Source organism: Enterobacter sichuanensis, assembly GCF_009036245.1.
Classification (GTDB): domain Bacteria; phylum Pseudomonadota; class Gammaproteobacteria; order Enterobacterales; family Enterobacteriaceae; genus Enterobacter; species Enterobacter sichuanensis.
In genome coordinates this window covers 22,308-39,138 of the sequence record NZ_CP027986.1, presented here as the reverse complement: position 1 = coordinate 39,138, position 16,831 = coordinate 22,308, and the positions used below count along the sequence as shown (strand labels likewise).

Here is a 16,831-nt window from a genome sequence, read left to right as displayed (position 1 = left end):
TGACAGGGGATCAGTGCAGGTAAAACACCCCCTCTTCCGGCAGGAAGAGCTGGTTATAGCGTAGCTGGAAGGCATTCAGCTCCTGCGGATCGGGCTCCATCTCGCGCATAAAGCCGAGCGTCAGGCGGATTTGTGCATCGGTGATTGGCGCGGCCAGACGGGCTTTACGCAGCATGCGGTGCCAGGTGTGCAGGTTCTCTTCGCTGCCGTCGACGATGCAGACCTGCCAGATCAGCAGCACCTGTGCCGCGTTTTGCAGATGCGCTTCGTCAGGGCGTTCAAGATAGCGGATAAACTCATTGCCGGGCGTTTTACCGAACTGATCGATCATCGATTCTACCGGCATCGGGGTGATCCCCAGACGTTCGCTTAAGCGTTTGATGGCGCGGCGGGAATCCGAGGTCAGGACACGAAATCCCACCACAAACACCACGGCAAGCGTTGCCAGCATTATCCAGACCATGCGTTCTCCTTAGAATAGCCGCTCATCATAGCGGGAAACGCAGGGCGTCAACAGCGGGCAGCGCCATAATAGTGAACAGAAAAGACCTTGCAGAAGGGGATATAAGGCATTAACGCCGGGGGCGTTAATACAAAAAAGCCCGGCATCACACACCGGGCAAAGAAGTTACCTGCACACTCAGGCTATTTTTAATTTCTGCGCGCGATTTTCCCGGCGAATTTTACGTTCTTCCAGCACCGCAACCATCGCCATCAGGACGATACAGCCGATGGCTGCCGCATCCAGCGCGGCAAAGGTGCCCGCCCAGCCGGTGAGGCCGAAAATTGGCGTGCCGTCAGCGATCATCCCCAGACCCAGCTTGGCGAAGCTGTCGCCGATCAGGTAGGCGAAGGTGCCTTTAATCCCGTCGGCGGCACCGATCGCTTTTTTCGGAACGAAGCCGACTGCCGCCACGCCGATCAGCAACTGGGGACCAAACACCAGGAAGCCGAGCGCGAACAGGGACGCCAGGTAAACGTACTGGTTGCTGGCATGCTGGTAAACGCCCAGGGTAGCAATAATCAGCGCCAGCGCGATGCAGGCCACCAGCGCACGACGACCGTTGGCGAGATCCGAGAGCCAGCCCCAGAGCAGCGTGCCGACCAGCGCGCCCACTTCAAACAGGGTGAAGCCCTGAATCGCCACCTCTTTAGAAAGCTTCAGCTCCTGGAAGGCATACACGGTAGACCACTGGTCAATACCGATGCGCACCACGTACAGGAAGATGTTGGAGAAGCAGAGCAGCCAGATCACTTTGTTTTTCAGCACGTACTCAACAAAGATCTGCCATTTGGTCATCTCGTTTTCTTCGGTCTCTTTGTCCTCTTCACTGATCTCCTCGCCGAACAGCTCTTCGGCTTTGCCAAGGCCGTAAGATTCCGGGGAGTCGCTGCCGAAGCGCAGGCCGATAAAGCCGACAATCAGGGCGATAATCGACGGGAAGATAAACATGCCGATCACGTGGCCGTCGAACAGGTAGTTTGCGCCGAACAGCGCCACGCCTGCCGCACCTGCCCCGCCGAGGTTGTGGGAGATGTTCCACATGCCGAGGTACGAGCCACGCTTACGGCGCGGGGTCCATTTGGTGATGGTGGAGTAGCTGCACGACCCGCCGGTGCTCTGGAAGAAACCGCTCAGGGCGTAGAAGGCGATCATCAGGAACAGGCTGACGGAGCCTGCGCCCATGCTGGCGCTGAAGCCGAGCATACAGATAGCGGAGAGGATCAGCATAAACGGCAGGAACTGCTTGGTGTTTTTGCCGTCCGCGTAGTAGGAGACAACGGTTTTCCCCACGCCGTAGGTGATGGAGAAGCCCAGACCGATCATCCCCAGCTGCGTCATGCTCAGCCCGTAGGTCGAGATCATGTCGTTCTGCGCGATGTTAAAGTTTTTGCGGATCAGGTACATGGTCAGGTAGCCGATAAAGACCACCAGATAGGACTGCATGAACGGTTTGAACCACATCTTGCGCCGCACGTCGAGCGGCAGATCCAGGGTCGGCTTGCGCACCTGATTGAGGAAGGCCAGCATGGTTTGCTCCTGAGCTGATTTTTACCTGCGAATGGCAGGCATTGTAAAAATCAGCCGGGAGAGATGCCTGAGACAGCGTCCAGGTAAAACCGGGAAAATTTCTTAGTTTTTCGCCACTCGGGGCGAAAAAGTGAGGCGCATCACGCTTCGCTCGCCTCGCGCGGAGCCTGCGCGTGCAAAAACGGCAGCAGCAGCAGCGCAGAGATCCCTGCCGCGATAGCGATCACCGCGAAGAAACCGCTCCAGTGCCAGACGTCGATCACCCGAGCCAGCGGCCAGCCGGAGAGCGACGCGCCGAGGTAGGCAAACAGCCCGACAAAACCCGTCGCCGCACCCGCCGCCTCTTTGTGCGAACACTCAGCCGCCGCCATGCCGATCAGCATCTGCGGGCCGAAGACGAAGAAACCGGTGGTGAAGAAGCACGCCGCCTGCATCACGTAGCTGGCGAACGGCATCAGCCACAGCGAGCCGACGGAGAGTAATATCCCGGCCGCGAAAATCAGGTTCATCGGGCCGCGGTTGCCGTTGAATAGCTTATCCGAGCCCCAGCCCGCCACCAGCGCGCCGATAAACCCGCCCAGTTCGAACATCGTCACCGCGGAGTTGGCGGTGACCAGGTCCACGCCGAGCGTCTCAGACATGTACAGATTGCCCCAGTCGTTGATGGCTGCACGCACCACGTAGACCAGCACGTAGCAGAGCGAGAGCAGCCAGATATAGGGGTTTAACAAGACGTATTTGGTGAGGATCTCTTTGCGCGTCAGCCCCGCCCCCTCCTGCTGTTGCGCCATTTCCATCTCGTCGTGCCGCCAGTCGCCCACCGCGGGCAGGCCGACGGTTTGCGGCCTGTCGCGCAGCCGCCAGCAGAGGAACAGCCCGGCGACAATCGCCAGACCGCCGGCAATCATCATCCCCGCGCGCCAGCCGTAGTGTAGCGCCGCCGCGCCGACCACCATCGGGATCAGCGCCCCGCCGACGTTATGCGCGGTGTTCCAGACAGCCCACCAGCCGCCGCGCTCGTTGCGCGAGTACCAGGCGGTGAGCAGACGGGCGCAGACCGGCGCGCCCCAGCCCTGGAAAAAGGCGTTCAGCGCCCACAGCAGGGCAAAGGCCCACAGCGAGGTGGAGAAGCCAAACAGGATATTCACTACGCCGGTGGCAATCAGCCCAACGCCCATGAAATAGCGAGCGTTGGAGCGGTCGCTGACGATGCCGGAGAAGAACTTCGACAGGCCGTAGGTGATGTAAAACAGCGTCGCCAGCAGGCCGATATCGGTGCGGGTCATTACGCCGCTGGCGAGGATCTCCGGTGCGGCGGCGTTGAAGCTTTTGCGGGTGAAGTAAAACAGCGCATAGCCGAGCCAGATGGTGATGAGGATATGGCGACGCCAGTAGCGGTAGCGGGCGTCGATTTCCGCTTTGTTACCTATCGGCGCGGCGTTAGCCGGGGTTTTAAACATGGTGGCTCCTTAGCGGCAGGCTGACGCTGACGCGCGTCCCGTGGGTGCAGGAGATGCTCAGCGTGCCGCCCAGCGCCTTCACGCGCTCGCGCATGCCCGCCAGGCCAAAGCCCTGCTGGCCGGAGCCCGGCGGCAGGCCGCAGCCGTCGTCTTCAATCACCAGCCTGAGGCTTTCCTCCTGCTGCCAGCCCTGCAGCGTCACCGCGCTGGCGTTGGCGTGTTTGACAATATTGTTCAGCCCTTCCTGACAGACGCGGAACAGCGTCACGCGCTGGCCTTCGCTCAGGGTGGCTTCATTGATGCGCCAGTCGAGATGGCTGACAATGCCGCGGCTTTCCAGCTCCATCTCACGCATCAGAGAGCGTACCGCCTGCTCCAGCGAGAGATCGTCGAGCTGGCGCGGACGCAACCTGCCCAGCAGACGTCGCACCGAGTCGTACACGCCAAGAGAGAGCTGTTCGATATGCGCTCCACCCTGCTTCACGCCTGCGTTTTCCGCCGCCAGACGCTGGACAATGCCCGCCTGGGTGCGGATGGCGGTGATGGTCTGGCCGATATCATCGTGCAGCTCGCGGGCAACCTCCTGCCGCACGCTCTCTTCCGTCTCCAGCAGGCGCTCCGCCAGACGCCGGTTGCGCGCCAGCTCGGTCTGCAGGGACTGGTTCAGCTCGCGCAGACGCTGAATGCCCGCACCCAGCAGCAATCCGGTCAGGCTCTGGGCCAGCAGGGAGAGCAGCAGGTCCACGGGATGATCGTGCCAGGTCTGGCTGGCAATCAGGGCGATGGCGTTCATCAGGGTCGCGATCAACGCCCCCTGCCAGCCGTAGTGCCAGGCCAGGGCGATGATCGGCAGCGCCAGACAAAATGGCGTAAAACGTGAAAGTTCGGCGGGCAGGCCAAGCTGCAGCCACAGGCTCACCACAAACAGCAGCAGATACCAGATGAGATGCCGGGCGCGCCAGTTCACCGGTTGCGAGACCAGCGCCGGGCCAAGCGGCTGCCAGACGGTGCTGGTGAGGTAGTGCCAGATGACGAGGCAGGTCGGGGCAAGGGTCAAGCCGCCGGTCAGGGTCAGCAGCAGCGCGTTAAGCATCTCCTTATCACCCGCCCACGGCAGGGACTGCAGCAGCGCGGCGGCAATCAGCGCCGCCCCCTGGCGCAGCAGGGTGCGCCAGTCGCGCTGGTGGCGATAGCGGGAGATAAGCGCAACCGGGAGGAGCGTGAGCAGACTTCCGGTCATCAATAAGGGCAGATGCGCGAGGGAGACTTCCTGCGCCAGCCAGACCAGCATCAGCCACTCTGCGCCCAGCAGAACAGGCCAGTAGCCGCGCGGGCATTGCAGCATCAGCCCCAGACGCAGGCCAAAGGGAAAGAGCAGTACCGCCAGCTCCGGGCGTTCCACCAGATGCAGGCTGATGCTCCACAGGCAGAACCAGGCGGCGGAGAAGATAAAAAAGCTGGCAACGACGGCGATCAGCCGCGAAAAGACGGGACTCATTGCCAGCTGTCGAACATGCGGCGGGCCAGCTCAACGTCGTTGCTGACGTTGAGTTTTTCCATCAGGTTGGCGCGATGAACGTGAACGGTTTTCGGCGACAGATCCAGCTCGGCGGCAATCTCTTTCACCGACATGCCCTGGGCAAGCTTCTCTGCCACCTGACGTTCGCGCCGGGTAAGCGGATCCTGGCGTCCGGCCGCCAGCTTGATGGCGATATCCGGTGTCAGATAGCAGCCGCCGGTGGAAACAGTGCGCACGGCGGCAATCAGCTCGTCCGGGCTGCAGCGTTTAGAGAGGAATCCGCGCGCCCCCGCGTTAAGGGCCTGCTCCACCAGCGCCGGGCTATCGTGGACCGAAAGCATGATCGTCGCCATCCCTTTCGGCAGCTGGCTTAACAGTTCAAGACCCGAGAGATCCGGCATCGAGATATCGCAGATACACACCTGCACTCCGCGCCCCGGCAGGCCCGCCAGCGCTTCACGACCGGAGCCAAACTCGGCCACGACCTGAAAATCCGGTTCGAGGTTTAAAAGCTGGGCAAATCCGGAGCGGACGATAAGGTGGTCGTCGATGAGAGCGATGGTGGTCATGTCTATTCCTGCGGTCTGAAAAGCCGGATGGCGCTGCGCTTATCCGGCCTACAAGAGCGAAAGACGCTTACCTTAAGCGATCTATTCGAAAAACACCGCAATTTTGTTAAACATGGTGGGATCGGACTGGTTGCGCGCCACTTTGGTGACGTCTTCCAGCTTGTCGATCTGCGCCATCATCTGCTCCAGACGCTGGTCGTCATTAACCAGTAGCCAGATGCGGCTGTGTTCGCTGCCCTGAATGGGCAGACAAAGAATGCCTTCCACGTTAAACGCCCGGCGGGCAAACAGCCCGCAGACGTGGGTCATGACGCCAGGGTGGTTGCGGACGGTGAGTTCCAGAATGACGTTTTCATGTTGTTTCTGCATGGCTTATTCCCCCACCATCTCAGTATTTGCCGCACCTGGCGGCACCATCGGATACACTTTTTGTTCAGGGTCGATACGCACGTGGATCAGCGCCGGGCCCGGACGCGAAATCGCCTCCTGCAGCGCTGCGTGGGCATCTTCTTCGGCGTTCAGATCGCAGGTGTGCAGGCCAAAACCGGCGGCAATCTGCATAAAGTTAATCATCCCCGGATAGGTCGCGGCAAACACGCCCTGCTTGTAGAACAGACTCTGCTGCTGGTGTACCAGCCCCAGCGCCTCGTTGTTCATCAGGATAATTTTCACGTCTAACTGGTTTTCGGCGGCGGTGGCCATCTCCTGAATGTTCATCATCAGGCTGCCGTCACCGGAGAAGCAGATGACCTTGCGGTCCGGATTTGCCAGCGCCGCCCCGACTGCCGCCGGCAGGCCGAAGCCCATGGTGCCGAGGCCACCGGAGGTCAGCCATTGGCGCGGACGGTTCAGCGGGTAAGCCTGCGCGGTCCACATCTGATGCTGGCCAACGTCGGTGGTAATAATCGCGCTGTCGTCCACACAGGCGGCCACGGCGTTAATCAGCCCGTAGTGGCTCAGCGGGTCGCCTTCTGTTGGGATGGCACCCGGGAACTCGCGCTGCAAATCGGCCACCAGCTGACGCCAGTCGGCGCGGTCGGTTGCGTCCGTCTGCGGGATCAGCTGCGTCAGCACTTCCGCCACATCCCCCTGAATCGCCACGTGCGGCTGTTTGATTTTGCCCAGCTCAGCGCGGTCGATATCCACGTGGATAATTTTGGCATTCGGGCAAAACTCCTCGGTTTTGCCAATCGCCCGGTCATCAAAACGCGCGCCCATAACAATCAGTAAATCCGCCTCCTGCAGGATGTAGTTGGTGCTGCGTGCGCCGTGCATCCCCAGCATGCCCAGGGACAGCGGGTGCGCTTTTGGCAGCATGCCGAGCGCCATCAGGGTCATGGTGGTGGGCAGGTTGGCTTTTTCAGCGAACTGACGGATTTCATCCGCGGCGTTGATTGCCCCGCCACCCAGATACAGCACCGGACGTTTGGCGGCATTGATCATGACGGCGGCGTCGCGCACGCTCTCAGCACTGAATTCCGGCGCGGGGACACGCACGCCCGGTTCCGGCAGAACGTCGATCTCAATTTCTGCGGTCTGGACATCCTTAGGAATGTCTATCCACACCGGGCCCGGGCGGCCGGACTGCGCGATGCGAAACGCATCGCTGATAACCTGAGGAAGCTCGGTGATGTCGCGAACTAAATAGTTATGTTTGGTGATGGGGATAGAGATGCCGTAGGTGTCCACTTCCTGGAACGCATCGGTACCGATCATTGAAGACGGCACCTGGCCGGTAATGCAGATCAGCGGAATGGAGTCGAGACGCGCGTCGGCGATGGCGGTCACCAGGTTAGTCGCCCCCGGGCCGCTGCAGGCCATACAGACTGCCGGTTTGCCCTGGGTCCGCGCCATCCCCTGAGCGATAAAGCCTGCGCCCTGCTCGTGGCGCGCCAGCACGTGGCGGATCTGCGTGCTTTGGCTTAACGCGTCATACAGCGGCAGCACCGTGCCGCCCGGGATGCCCGCAACCGTGGTGATGCCCTGCCGTTCCAGTAAATGAACGATCAGTTGCGCGCCGGTAAAACGCGTCGTGGTGGATGTTGTGCCCGAACTTGCCATGCTCCAGTCCTTTTCTTCTGGGCCGACGTTCCGGGGAGGGTCCTAAACGAAAAACCCCGCCCGGTTTGCGCCGGCGGGGTTTTGGATTCGTGTGTTGATCCAGTCCCTACGGCGCATTGCCGACGACCACCACCACACGCACGACGACCACTGCGGCTGGTTGCGCAGTTTTTAGTAGGGTCGCGGTGTTCATGGATGCAGTCATTGGGGACCTGTGTTTGGAATCATTGAGTGGATTTATACAAACACAGGTTTTTCAGCGTGACAATGGAAATATTTTCATCTGCGCAAAAATGCGTCAGGGATCACGTTTCGTTTGTTGGGTGATAAAAACAAAAAACCCCGCCGGAGCGAGGTTTTTATCAGGGTTTTGCGGTTGGTCGCCGCAGAACACACTGTGTTACGTCAACGCAAAAAGTATACGCGATCGAAGACGAACGCGCAATTGAGGCACGGATTTTGACGTTTTTGAGTATGGATCGCCTTCCAGATTTTGTCCACAAAATACTGTTCATGCATACAGCATTTATCTATACTGAAGGTGTTCGCAGTGAGCGAGGGGGCCGCAGTTCTACCGGCGCAACGAAGTCCTGGCTGAAACGGGTGGTGCCGTCAGTGCCTTAACCCCTGAAGTGAGCACACTGTGTTACGTCAATCCAGGTGCTGGCCACAGGCGGCGGAAAGGTACGCCAGCATCGTGCTCCTTTTAACCAAAAGGAGACGCGTATGAGCGTAGTGGATATGGTGATACTTATCCTCAAACTCATTGTTGCAGTACTGCAACTGCTTGATGCTGTCCTGAAATACCTTCGGTGATTCAGGTTCAAGTCGCACCTGAGAGGGGCGGGCAACCGCCCCTCTTTAATAACGAGGGAATGCTATGTCGCGTCTGTTAATTGAGCCTGTTACCCCAGAAGAGCCGGGGTACATCGCCCTGAAGGCGGAGAGTATCGCACTGAATTTCAACATGCTGCGCAGGCTGGAAGAGAACTGGCAACGCGGCGAAAACCGCTTTAACGCGCCGGGTGAAAAGCTGCTGGGGGCGTTTCTTAACGGCAGGCTGGTGGGCGTATGCGGGCTTAACCGCGATCCGTTCAGCCAGCAGCCACGCGCCGGGCGTATTCGCCATCTCTACGTCAGCGAGAAGTGCCGCGGGATGGGCATTGGCAAACAGCTTTTAAGCGTGGTGATGGCCGATGCCAGCATCTGGTTTGATTTTCTCAATACCCATGCGCCGGACAGCGCGTATGGCTTCTATCACCAGGCGGGCTTCAGGCTGGTGTCTGACGAACCTCGGGTGACGCACCGTCTTTTCTGCGCGGTCTGAGCGGCTGGCAGCATCGGGTTGTGAATGTTACAGTTGAGTGACAATTCACCATCCGATACGCCATGACTATCACCGTTTTCTGCATTTTACTCTTCGCCGCACTGCTGCATGCCAGCTGGAACGCCATTGTCAAAGCCGGAACGGACAAGCTCTATTCTGCGATCAGCGTCAGCGGCTCCGCCACGCTAATCGCTCTGGTATTACTGCCTTTCTCTCCTCAGCCCTCCGCCACCAGCTGGCCGTTCCTGATCGTCTCCTGCGCCTTACAGGTGGTGTATACGGTTCTGGTCGCGAAGACCTATCAGGTTTCGGATATGAGCCAGACCTATCCGCTGATGCGCGGCACCGCACCACTGCTGGTGGCGCTGGTAAGCGTGCTGGTGCTCGGCGATAGTCTCTCGTGGCTTGCCTGGTCCGGCATCGGGGTGATCTGTCTGTCGATCCTGGCCATGGCGATGAACGGACGCATGCAGTCCCGAAAAGGGATCTGGCTGGCGCTGCTGAACGCCTGTTTTATCGCCGGGTATACGCTGGTAGATGGCACCGGTGTGCGTTTATCCGACACCGCGCTGGGCTACACGCTGTGGACCTTCTTTATGAACGGCTTCTGTCTGCTGTGCTGGGCGATGGTGGCGCGTCGGCGTGAAGCGTCCAGCTATCTCCGTCTGCACTGGAAAAAGGGGTTGCTCGGCGGCGTGGGGACTATGGGCTCATATGGCCTGGCGCTATGGGCAATGACGCAGGCCCCGCTGGCAGTGGTCGCCGCGCTGCGTGAAACCTCCATTCTCTTTGGGGCGTTGATCGCGTTTGTGCTGTTAAAAGAGAAGGTTGCGGGTCTGCGCATTGCCGCGGCGCTGGGTATTGCGGGTGGCGCGATCCTGCTGCGCCTCGCGTAAATCACTGGCAACATTAGTTGCCGATCTTGTTTACAAATCCTGCCTTTTTCTGTTTCTCCATTCATCACAGTAATGCTCAATTTGTCATCTCACTGTGGTAGATTCCTCGCGCATTTATGGGAATGCATAGTCACTTATTCTTCATTTTTCTCTTTTGGCAAAAGTATTCAGCGACATGAAAAAACAAAGGAACGTTAACTTATTGTTGATGCTGGTGTTACTGGTGGCCGTCGGTCAGATGGCGCAAACCATCTACATTCCGGCGATTGCCGACATGGCAAAGGAACTAAACGTCCGCGAGGGCGCAGTACAAAGCGTGATGGCGGCCTACCTGCTGACCTATGGCGTGTCGCAGTTATTCTACGGGCCGCTCTCCGACCGTATCGGCCGCCGCCCGGTCATTCTGACAGGCATGTGCATCTTCATGGTCGCGACGGTGATTGCCATCACCACCCACAGCCTGACCGTATTGATTGCCGCCAGCGCCCTGCAGGGTGTTGGTACCGGCGTCGGTGGGGTGATGGCGCGAACCTTACCGCGTGACATGTATCAGGGTACCCAGCTCCGCCATGCCAACAGCCTGTTGAATATGGGTATTCTGGTCAGCCCGCTGCTGGCGCCGCTGATCGGTGGCCTGCTGGACACCATGTGGTCCTGGCGCGCCTGCTACGCCTTCCTGCTGGTGCTCTGTGTGATTGTCACCTTCAGCATGGCGCGCTGGATGCCGGAAACCCGCCCTCAGGACGCACCGCACACCAAGCTTATCGCCAGCTATAAAACGCTGTTCGGCAACGGGTCATTTACCTGTTACCTGCTGATGCTGATCGGTGGTCTGGCGGGCATTGCGGTGTTTGAAGCCTGCTCCGGCGTGCTGTTGGGCGCAGGTCTTGGCCTGAGCAGTATGGTGGTCAGTATTCTGTTTATTCTGCCGATACCGGCGGCATTCTTCGGGGCATGGTTCGCCGGACGTCAGAACAAGCGTTTCTCAACGCTGATGTGGCAGTCGGTGATCAGCTGCCTTCTGGCAGGCCTGATGATGTGGATCCCGGGGCTGTTCGGTGTGATGACCGTCTGGACGCTGCTGATCCCGGCGGCACTGTTCTTCTTCGGTGCAGGCATGCTGTTCCCGCTTGCCACCAGCGGCGCGATGGAGCCGTTCCCGTTCCTCGCAGGTACGGCGGGCGCGCTGGTAGGTGGTTTGCAGAATATCGGTTCCGGCGCGCTGGCCTGGCTCTCGGCGATGATGCCGCAGACCGGGCAGTCTAGTTTGGGCTTGCTGATGACGCTGATGGGGCTGCTGATTTTACTGTGCTGGCTGCCGCTGGCGTCGCGTGTTCCGCATCACGAGCAGCCGGTTTAACTGCATGATGGCCCGGCTTCTCGCCGGGCTTTTCACAGACAGGGGCGATCATGGCCTGTAACAACGGCTCTGGCGCAGGCCGCCAGGCGCCCTCTTCTCCGTCGTAAAACTGGAAATCCGCGTTGATCGCGTACGGAATTTTCGCCTTTTGCAGCTCACAGGCCATAAAGGTGGCGAAGGCCATTTGCGAGGCGGTCGGTGTAAAGCGGTTTGACTCCCCCACGCCCCAGCCCCCCACCCAGCTGACGTGTCCGGTTTTTTGCTGCCAGCGCAGCGCCGTCGTAATGCGACTGTGAATAGCCGCTTTCTCCGCCGCCGTGCCGGACGTCCACGGGTATTTACCGTTATTTTTCAGCGGTCCCCATGGGAAAATATGCCATTCTGCCAGCAGGTAGTTCTGGCTATGGGCAGGCAGCTTCAGGCTGGTTAAATCCTCCGGCGCGGCGCGCAGGCGCGGTGCGATGAAGATCATGCGCTGCGGGTCGATGTCGTGGATCGCTTTGATGCTTTTTTCATAGACGTGGTTTAACGACGCCAGATTGTGATTAAGCTTGTCAGCCGGCTCATAAATAAGGTCAAACCCCAGCAGCGGGAAGCTCTGGCCGAAATAGTGCGCCACAGCAATCCACCAGTTGATCGCCTCTTTCTCGTTGTCAGCTTTCGGGTCGTTTTTATATTCATCAGCCTGATAGGCGATGATCGGGATCACGCCATACTGTTCGCAGGCTTCTACCAGCTTACGCAGGTGGATCAGCCGTGCCTCTGTCGGTTCATCCGCGACGCGGATGCGCACGTGGGTAATGCCTTTAGCCCGAAAATCGCGGACCACCAGCGGGTCAAACTCGCGAATACCGCGCTCGGTGCGCGCCCAGTCCACATCCATCCCGACGCCCAGCTGTTGCGCATAACGGGCAGCCGTCAGCGGCGGCTCAGCGGCAATGGCCCAGCCGGAGGTGATCATTAACGCGGTAGCAATGAGAGGCTTTAACACGGTTTACCCTGGATAAATCGAAAGCATTACCTGTATTTAGCACGCTTTTTCACATTTGGTGTAGCGTCAAAGCGTAATAATTCTTCAGCTTACCCGCTCTCTCAGCCAGCCAATAAAGGCATCAATTTTCGGCCACTGACGGCCAGGTAGCGTTGAGACGTAGTAATGCTGATGGCATTTGAGGGTCTTTTCGCCAAACGGTGCAATCAGCTCACCCCGCTCAAGCCGCTTTTGCACCAGCCGCTTTCTCCCCATCGCCACCCCCACGTCATTCATGGCCGCGATAATGGCCAGGTCCGAGCGATCGAAACCAATACCCGATGATGGCGGCATCGTCACCGCGAAATGCTGCGCCCAGCTCAGCCACTCATCCGTGCCGGAATCATTGCTCCAGGCCTGACGGTCGTGCAGTAACGTACAATGGCTGAGATTATGGGGATTTTTCAGCAGCTCATGCTCGCGGGCATACGCCGGCGAACAGACGGGCAAAATCGCTTCATCCATCAGAAAGTGATGAGACAGGTGGTTTGATGGCGTATCGTCGAAATAGAGCGCCAGATCGATACCGGTTCGCTGCATGTTCACGTAATCATTGCCGGTCAGGATGGTGAGGGATATCGACGGGTAGCGGCGGGTAAAATCCCCCAGCATGGGCACCAGCCAGCACTGGGCGATTGACGGGCGGGAGTAGACCGTCAGCGTACCGGATAGCGCCTGATTTTTGATGTCCAGAATTTCCTGATTCAGGGTGTCGAGGGACGATTTAAGGGTCCAGTAAACCCGTTTTCCCTCCTGCGTCAGCTCCACTTTACGGTGCGAGCGGACAAACAGCTGAATGCCCAGCTCCTCTTCCAGCAGGTTGATGCGGTGGCTCACCGCGCTGGGACTGAGCGAGAGTTCCGCCGCCGCCAGGGCGAAGGACTCATGCCGGGCGGCCACTTCAAAGGTGTACATTTTTGACAGCTGCCAGCCGTTTAACAGCCGGTTTCTGGCGTCATTCGCATCGATCATCACAATTCTCACACGTTATTTCTGCCCTCAGCATACCGTGCGAGGGTGAATTTATGTGAACCAACGGCGAAATTACTGCACTTTTTAGAGTTAAGTCACTCAGTTGGTTCAATCTGGCTCACCTGAACGGCAATTTATATCGTTTGTCAGCCCACGCCGTTTTTTCGTCCAATACCCGCAAATGATATAAGGGTGAGGTGAAATATGGGATCGCCGGTCTGGGTTGTGACAACGCTGCTTATCAGCATTGTGTTGATTGTTTTAACCATCGTAAAACTGAAGTTTCACCCGTTCCTCGCGCTGCTGCTGGCGAGTTTTTTCGTCGGCGCAATGATGGGGATGAGCCCACTGGATATGGTAAACGCCATTGAGAGCGGTATTGGCGGTACGCTGGGCTTCCTGGCGGCGGTGATTGGTCTTGGCACCATTCTGGGCAAGATGATGGAGGTTTCCGGCGCGGCAGAGCGCATCGGGATGACCTTGCAACGCTGCCGCTGGCTGTCAGCAGACGTGATTATGGTACTGGTAGGCCTGATCTGCGGCATTACGCTGTTCGTGGAAGTGGGCGTGGTTCTGCTGATCCCGCTGGCGTTTTCCATCGCTAAAAAGACCAACACCTCGCTGCTTAAGCTTGCCATTCCACTCTGTACCGCGCTGATGGCGGTGCACTGCGTGGTGCCGCCGCATCCGGCTGCGCTGTTTGTCACCAACAAGCTGGGGGCGGACGTCGGAACGGTGATTGTCTATGGTTTGCTGGTGGGCCTGATGGCGTCTCTGGTCGGCGGCCCGCTGTTCCTGAAGCTGCTCGGCAACCGTCTGCCATATAAACCGGTTCCGGCGGAATTTTCAGACCTGAAGGTGCGGGAAGAACATACCCTGCCGTCGCTGGGCGCCACGCTGTTCACGGTGTTGCTGCCGATTGCCCTGATGCTGGTGAAGACAGTCGCTGAGCTGAATATGGCGAAAGAAAGCACGCTGTATACCCTGCTGGAATTTATCGGCAACCCGATCACCGCGATGTTTATCGCCGTGTTTGTCGCCTACTACCTGCTGGGGATCCGCCAGCATATGGGCATGGGCGCCATGCTGACCCATACGGAGCACGGGTTTGGCTCTATCGCCAATATTTTGCTGATTATCGGTGCGGGCGGTGCGTTCAACGCCATCCTCAAAACCAGCGGGCTGGCGGACTCCCTGGCGCATATTCTCTCGAACCTGCACATGCACCCAATCCTGCTCGCCTGGCTGGTGGCGCTGGTGCTGCATGCCGCCGTCGGCTCCGCCACGGTGGCGATGATGGGGGCGACGGCTATCGTCGCGCCGATGCTGCCGCTCTACCCGAACGTCAGCCCGGAGATCATTACCATTGCCATCGGTTCTGGCGCCATTGGCTGCACGATCGTGACCGATTCTCTCTTCTGGCTGGTGAAGCAATACTGCGGCGCGACCCTGCATGAGACCTTCAAATACTATACGACGGCGACGTTTATCGCCTCGGTGCTTGCACTTGGCGGCACATTCCTGCTTTCTTTCATTATCTAAGCGCGAAGAGACGTATTATGGAAAACGCAACTATCACCACTTTAACCGCACAGTTTCCTCTGGTTGAGGATCTGATTGCCCTGAAAGAAACCACCTGGCTTAACCCGCGTACCACCACGCTGGCTGAGGGGCTGCCCTATGTCGGGCTGACCAAAGCCGACGTGGACGACGCGCATGCGCGTCTCAACCGCTTCGCACCGTATCTGGCGAAAGCCTTCCCGGAAACAGCCGCCACGAAGGGGATAATTGAATCCGAACTGGTCGCCATTCCGGCAATGCAGGCGCGGCTGGAGAAAGAATCTGGCAAAGCCATTCCCGGTACGCTGCTGCTGAAAAAAGACAGCCATCTGCCGATCTCCGGCTCGATTAAAGCGCGCGGCGGCATCTATGAGGTGCTGACCCACGCGGAAAAACTGGCGCTGGAAGCCGGGTTGCTGAGCGTTGAAGACGACTACAGCATTCTGCTGGAGCCGCGCTTTAAGGACTTCTTTAGCCAGTACAGCATCGCGGTGGGCTCCACCGGCAACCTGGGGATGTCCATCGGCATCATGAGCGCACGCATCGGCTTTAAGGTGACGGTACATATGTCTGCCGACGCCCGCGAGTGGAAAAAAGCCAAACTGCGCAGCCACGGCGTCATCGTCGTGGAATATGAGCAGGATTACGGCGTGGCGGTGGAGCAGGGACGCAAAGCGGCGGAAAGCGATCCGAACTGCTTCTTTATCGATGATGAAAACTCCCGCACCCTGTTTCTGGGCTACGCCGTTGCAGGCGAGCGTCTGAAGGCACAGTTTGCCGAACAGGGCCGCGTGGTGGATGCCGAACACCCGCTGTATGTCTATCTGCCGTGCGGCGTCGGCGGTGGCCCTGGCGGCGTGGCGTTTGGCCTGAAGCTGGCCTTTGGTGACAACGTCCACTGCTTCTTCGCGGAGCCCACGCACTCTCCATGCATGCTGCTGGGCGTCTACACCGGCCTGCACGATGAGATTGCCGTGCAGGACCTGGGCATTGATAACCTGACGGCCGCCGACGGGCTGGCGGTAGGGCGCGCCTCTGGCTTCGTGGGCCGCGCGATGGAACGCCTGCTCGACGGATTCTACACGCTCTCCGATCAGAGCATGTACGACATGCTCGGCTGGCTGGAGCAGGAGGAAGGGATTCGGCTGGAACCGTCCGCGCTGGCGGGGATGGCCGGGCCGCTGCGCGTGCATTCCGATGCCAACGTTACTCACCTGGTGTGGGCGACCGGCGGCGGCATGGTACCGGAAGAGGAGATGGCGAAATATCTGGCGAAAGGGAAGTAATTATGCCGGGTGGCGGCTGCGCCTTACCCGGCCTACAGGTTCAAAATTTGCTGAATATGGGTGACCGCAAACAGCAGTGACAGCGACAGTACAGCCAGGGCGATCAGGAACTTATCCCGCACCGCCTTCGGCTGCACAAAATCGTCCTGCGCCACGTCCATCAGGTTACGGCTGCGGGTATAGCGCCATAAAATGACAGCCACCAGCGCGAGTACGACGACGGAGATCCAGAACGGCGCCCCGGTGCGGTGCCAGTTGTGCTTAATCGCCAGGGCAATCAGCGCGCCATACCCCAGCAGCGTACGCAGCCACGCCAGCGACGTCCGCTCCGGCTGCAGGCCGGGGTCCGCTTCGCGTCGCGCTTTGCGGCTATCCGCCATAAAACACCAGCACCATCACCACGCCCGCCACCGCCAGCAGGATTGCGCTGATGATGAGTAGCCCGCGCGTATAGGGCAGATCCTGCTTCAGACGCATCGCCTTCTCATTGCGCAGCCAGCGCAGGTAGCCGTAAATCGCCAGCACGCCCGCGAACAGACACAGCAGCAGAGCCAGCACTTCACGAATTAACGGCGTGGCGAAATCAGGCGCGAGCTGGTCGAGGCCAACACCTGCAGCCAGAAAACCCAGTGCGGTGCGGATCCACGCTAAAAACGTGCGTTCATTGGCCAGAGAGAAGCGGTAGTCCGGCGCTTCGCCGAGGCGGGAAATTTTCATGAAGGTTCCTTGTCGTGCTACAGGCAGGCTTCAGCATAGCGT

The 16,831-nt window shown here is 59.1% G+C and carries 18 protein-coding genes; 6 read left to right on the top strand and 12 right to left on the bottom strand.

The window, feature by feature from the left end:
- Positions 1-10: 10 nt before the first annotated feature.
- The 8 genes from C1N69_RS00190 to ivbL form a co-directional block, all read right to left on the bottom strand.
- The gene (locus tag C1N69_RS00190; RefSeq protein ID WP_047957414.1) at positions 11-463 is read right to left on the bottom strand and encodes a DUF1198 domain-containing protein; all 453 of its coding nucleotides are present in this window, start codon (positions 461-463) and stop codon (positions 11-13) included.
- Positions 464-640: 177 nt separating this feature from the next.
- Positions 641-2,032 (bottom strand): hexose-6-phosphate:phosphate antiporter, encoded by a 1,392-nt coding sequence (uhpT, locus tag C1N69_RS00185; protein WP_025757000.1) that lies wholly within the window; start codon positions 2,030-2,032, stop codon positions 641-643.
- A gap of 140 nt (positions 2,033-2,172) precedes the next feature.
- Positions 2,173-3,492, bottom strand: coding sequence for an MFS transporter (gene uhpC / locus C1N69_RS00180; RefSeq protein ID WP_104556746.1), 1,320 nt, complete (start codon positions 3,490-3,492; stop codon positions 2,173-2,175).
- The gene (gene uhpB / locus C1N69_RS00175) at positions 3,485-4,990 is read right to left on the bottom strand and encodes a signal transduction histidine-protein kinase/phosphatase UhpB (RefSeq protein WP_094918651.1); all 1,506 of its coding nucleotides are present in this window, start codon (positions 4,988-4,990) and stop codon (positions 3,485-3,487) included. Before uhpB ends, uhpC begins: the two co-directional genes overlap by 8 nt.
- Positions 4,987-5,580, bottom strand: coding sequence for a response regulator transcription factor UhpA (gene uhpA / locus C1N69_RS00170; RefSeq protein WP_022646555.1), 594 nt, complete (start codon positions 5,578-5,580; stop codon positions 4,987-4,989). The genes uhpB and uhpA overlap by 4 nt, the downstream gene beginning before the upstream one ends.
- A gap of 81 nt (positions 5,581-5,661) precedes the next feature.
- Entirely contained in the window at positions 5,662-5,949 is a 288-nt protein-coding gene (ilvN, locus tag C1N69_RS00165) for an acetolactate synthase small subunit (RefSeq protein ID WP_006808802.1), read from the bottom strand.
- Positions 5,950-5,952: 3 nt separating this feature from the next.
- On the bottom strand, positions 5,953-7,641 hold the full coding sequence (gene ilvB / locus C1N69_RS00160; protein WP_155030488.1) for an acetolactate synthase large subunit: 1,689 nt from the start codon (positions 7,639-7,641) through the stop codon (positions 5,953-5,955).
- 106 nt (positions 7,642-7,747) lie between these two features.
- Positions 7,748-7,846, bottom strand: coding sequence for an ilvB operon leader peptide IvbL (gene ivbL / locus C1N69_RS00155; RefSeq protein WP_071830013.1), 99 nt, complete (start codon positions 7,844-7,846; stop codon positions 7,748-7,750).
- 521 nt (positions 7,847-8,367) lie between these two features.
- On the opposite strand from ivbL, the gene tisB reads away from it, so the two are divergent.
- From tisB to emrD, 4 genes are all read left to right on the top strand, one after another.
- Positions 8,368-8,457, top strand: coding sequence for a type I toxin-antitoxin system toxin TisB (gene tisB, locus C1N69_RS00150; protein ID WP_020684667.1), 90 nt, complete (start codon positions 8,368-8,370; stop codon positions 8,455-8,457).
- A 64-nt stretch (positions 8,458-8,521) separates the two neighbouring features.
- Positions 8,522-8,968, top strand: a complete 447-nt coding sequence (locus C1N69_RS00145) for a GNAT family N-acetyltransferase (RefSeq protein ID WP_045285322.1) — start codon at positions 8,522-8,524, stop codon at positions 8,966-8,968.
- 62 nt (positions 8,969-9,030) lie between these two features.
- The gene (locus C1N69_RS00140) at positions 9,031-9,864 is read left to right on the top strand and encodes an EamA family transporter (protein WP_095452042.1); all 834 of its coding nucleotides are present in this window, start codon (positions 9,031-9,033) and stop codon (positions 9,862-9,864) included.
- A gap of 175 nt (positions 9,865-10,039) precedes the next feature.
- Entirely contained in the window at positions 10,040-11,224 is a 1,185-nt protein-coding gene (gene emrD / locus C1N69_RS00135) for a multidrug efflux MFS transporter EmrD (RefSeq protein WP_095441481.1), read from the top strand.
- Here the strand turns inward: emrD and C1N69_RS00130 are convergent.
- Positions 11,127-12,215: a cellulase family glycosylhydrolase gene (locus tag C1N69_RS00130; protein ID WP_155030487.1), complete on the bottom strand. Its 1,089-nt coding sequence runs from the start codon at positions 12,213-12,215 to the stop codon at positions 11,127-11,129. The two genes, emrD and C1N69_RS00130, sit on opposite strands and share 98 nt — an antisense overlap.
- 84 nt (positions 12,216-12,299) lie before the next feature.
- Complete coding sequence (dsdC, locus tag C1N69_RS00125; protein WP_047957407.1) at positions 12,300-13,226, bottom strand: DNA-binding transcriptional regulator DsdC; 927 nt, start codon at positions 13,224-13,226, stop codon at positions 12,300-12,302.
- A 204-nt stretch (positions 13,227-13,430) separates the two neighbouring features.
- On the opposite strand from dsdC, the gene dsdX reads away from it, so the two are divergent.
- Positions 13,431-14,768, top strand: coding sequence for a D-serine transporter DsdX (dsdX, locus tag C1N69_RS00120; protein ID WP_025756988.1), 1,338 nt, complete (start codon positions 13,431-13,433; stop codon positions 14,766-14,768).
- Positions 14,769-14,785: 17 nt separating this feature from the next.
- Positions 14,786-16,072, top strand: coding sequence for a D-serine ammonia-lyase (dsdA, locus tag C1N69_RS00115; protein ID WP_155030486.1), 1,287 nt, complete (start codon positions 14,786-14,788; stop codon positions 16,070-16,072).
- 32 nt (positions 16,073-16,104) lie between these two features.
- Here the strand turns inward: dsdA and C1N69_RS00110 are convergent, their stop codons facing one another.
- Entirely contained in the window at positions 16,105-16,452 is a 348-nt protein-coding gene (locus C1N69_RS00110; RefSeq protein ID WP_047957405.1) for a DUF202 domain-containing protein, read from the bottom strand.
- Complete coding sequence (locus C1N69_RS00105) at positions 16,442-16,789, bottom strand: YidH family protein (protein WP_024907384.1); 348 nt, start codon at positions 16,787-16,789, stop codon at positions 16,442-16,444. Before C1N69_RS00105 ends, C1N69_RS00110 begins: the two co-directional genes overlap by 11 nt.
- Between the last annotated feature and the right edge of the window lie 42 nt (positions 16,790-16,831).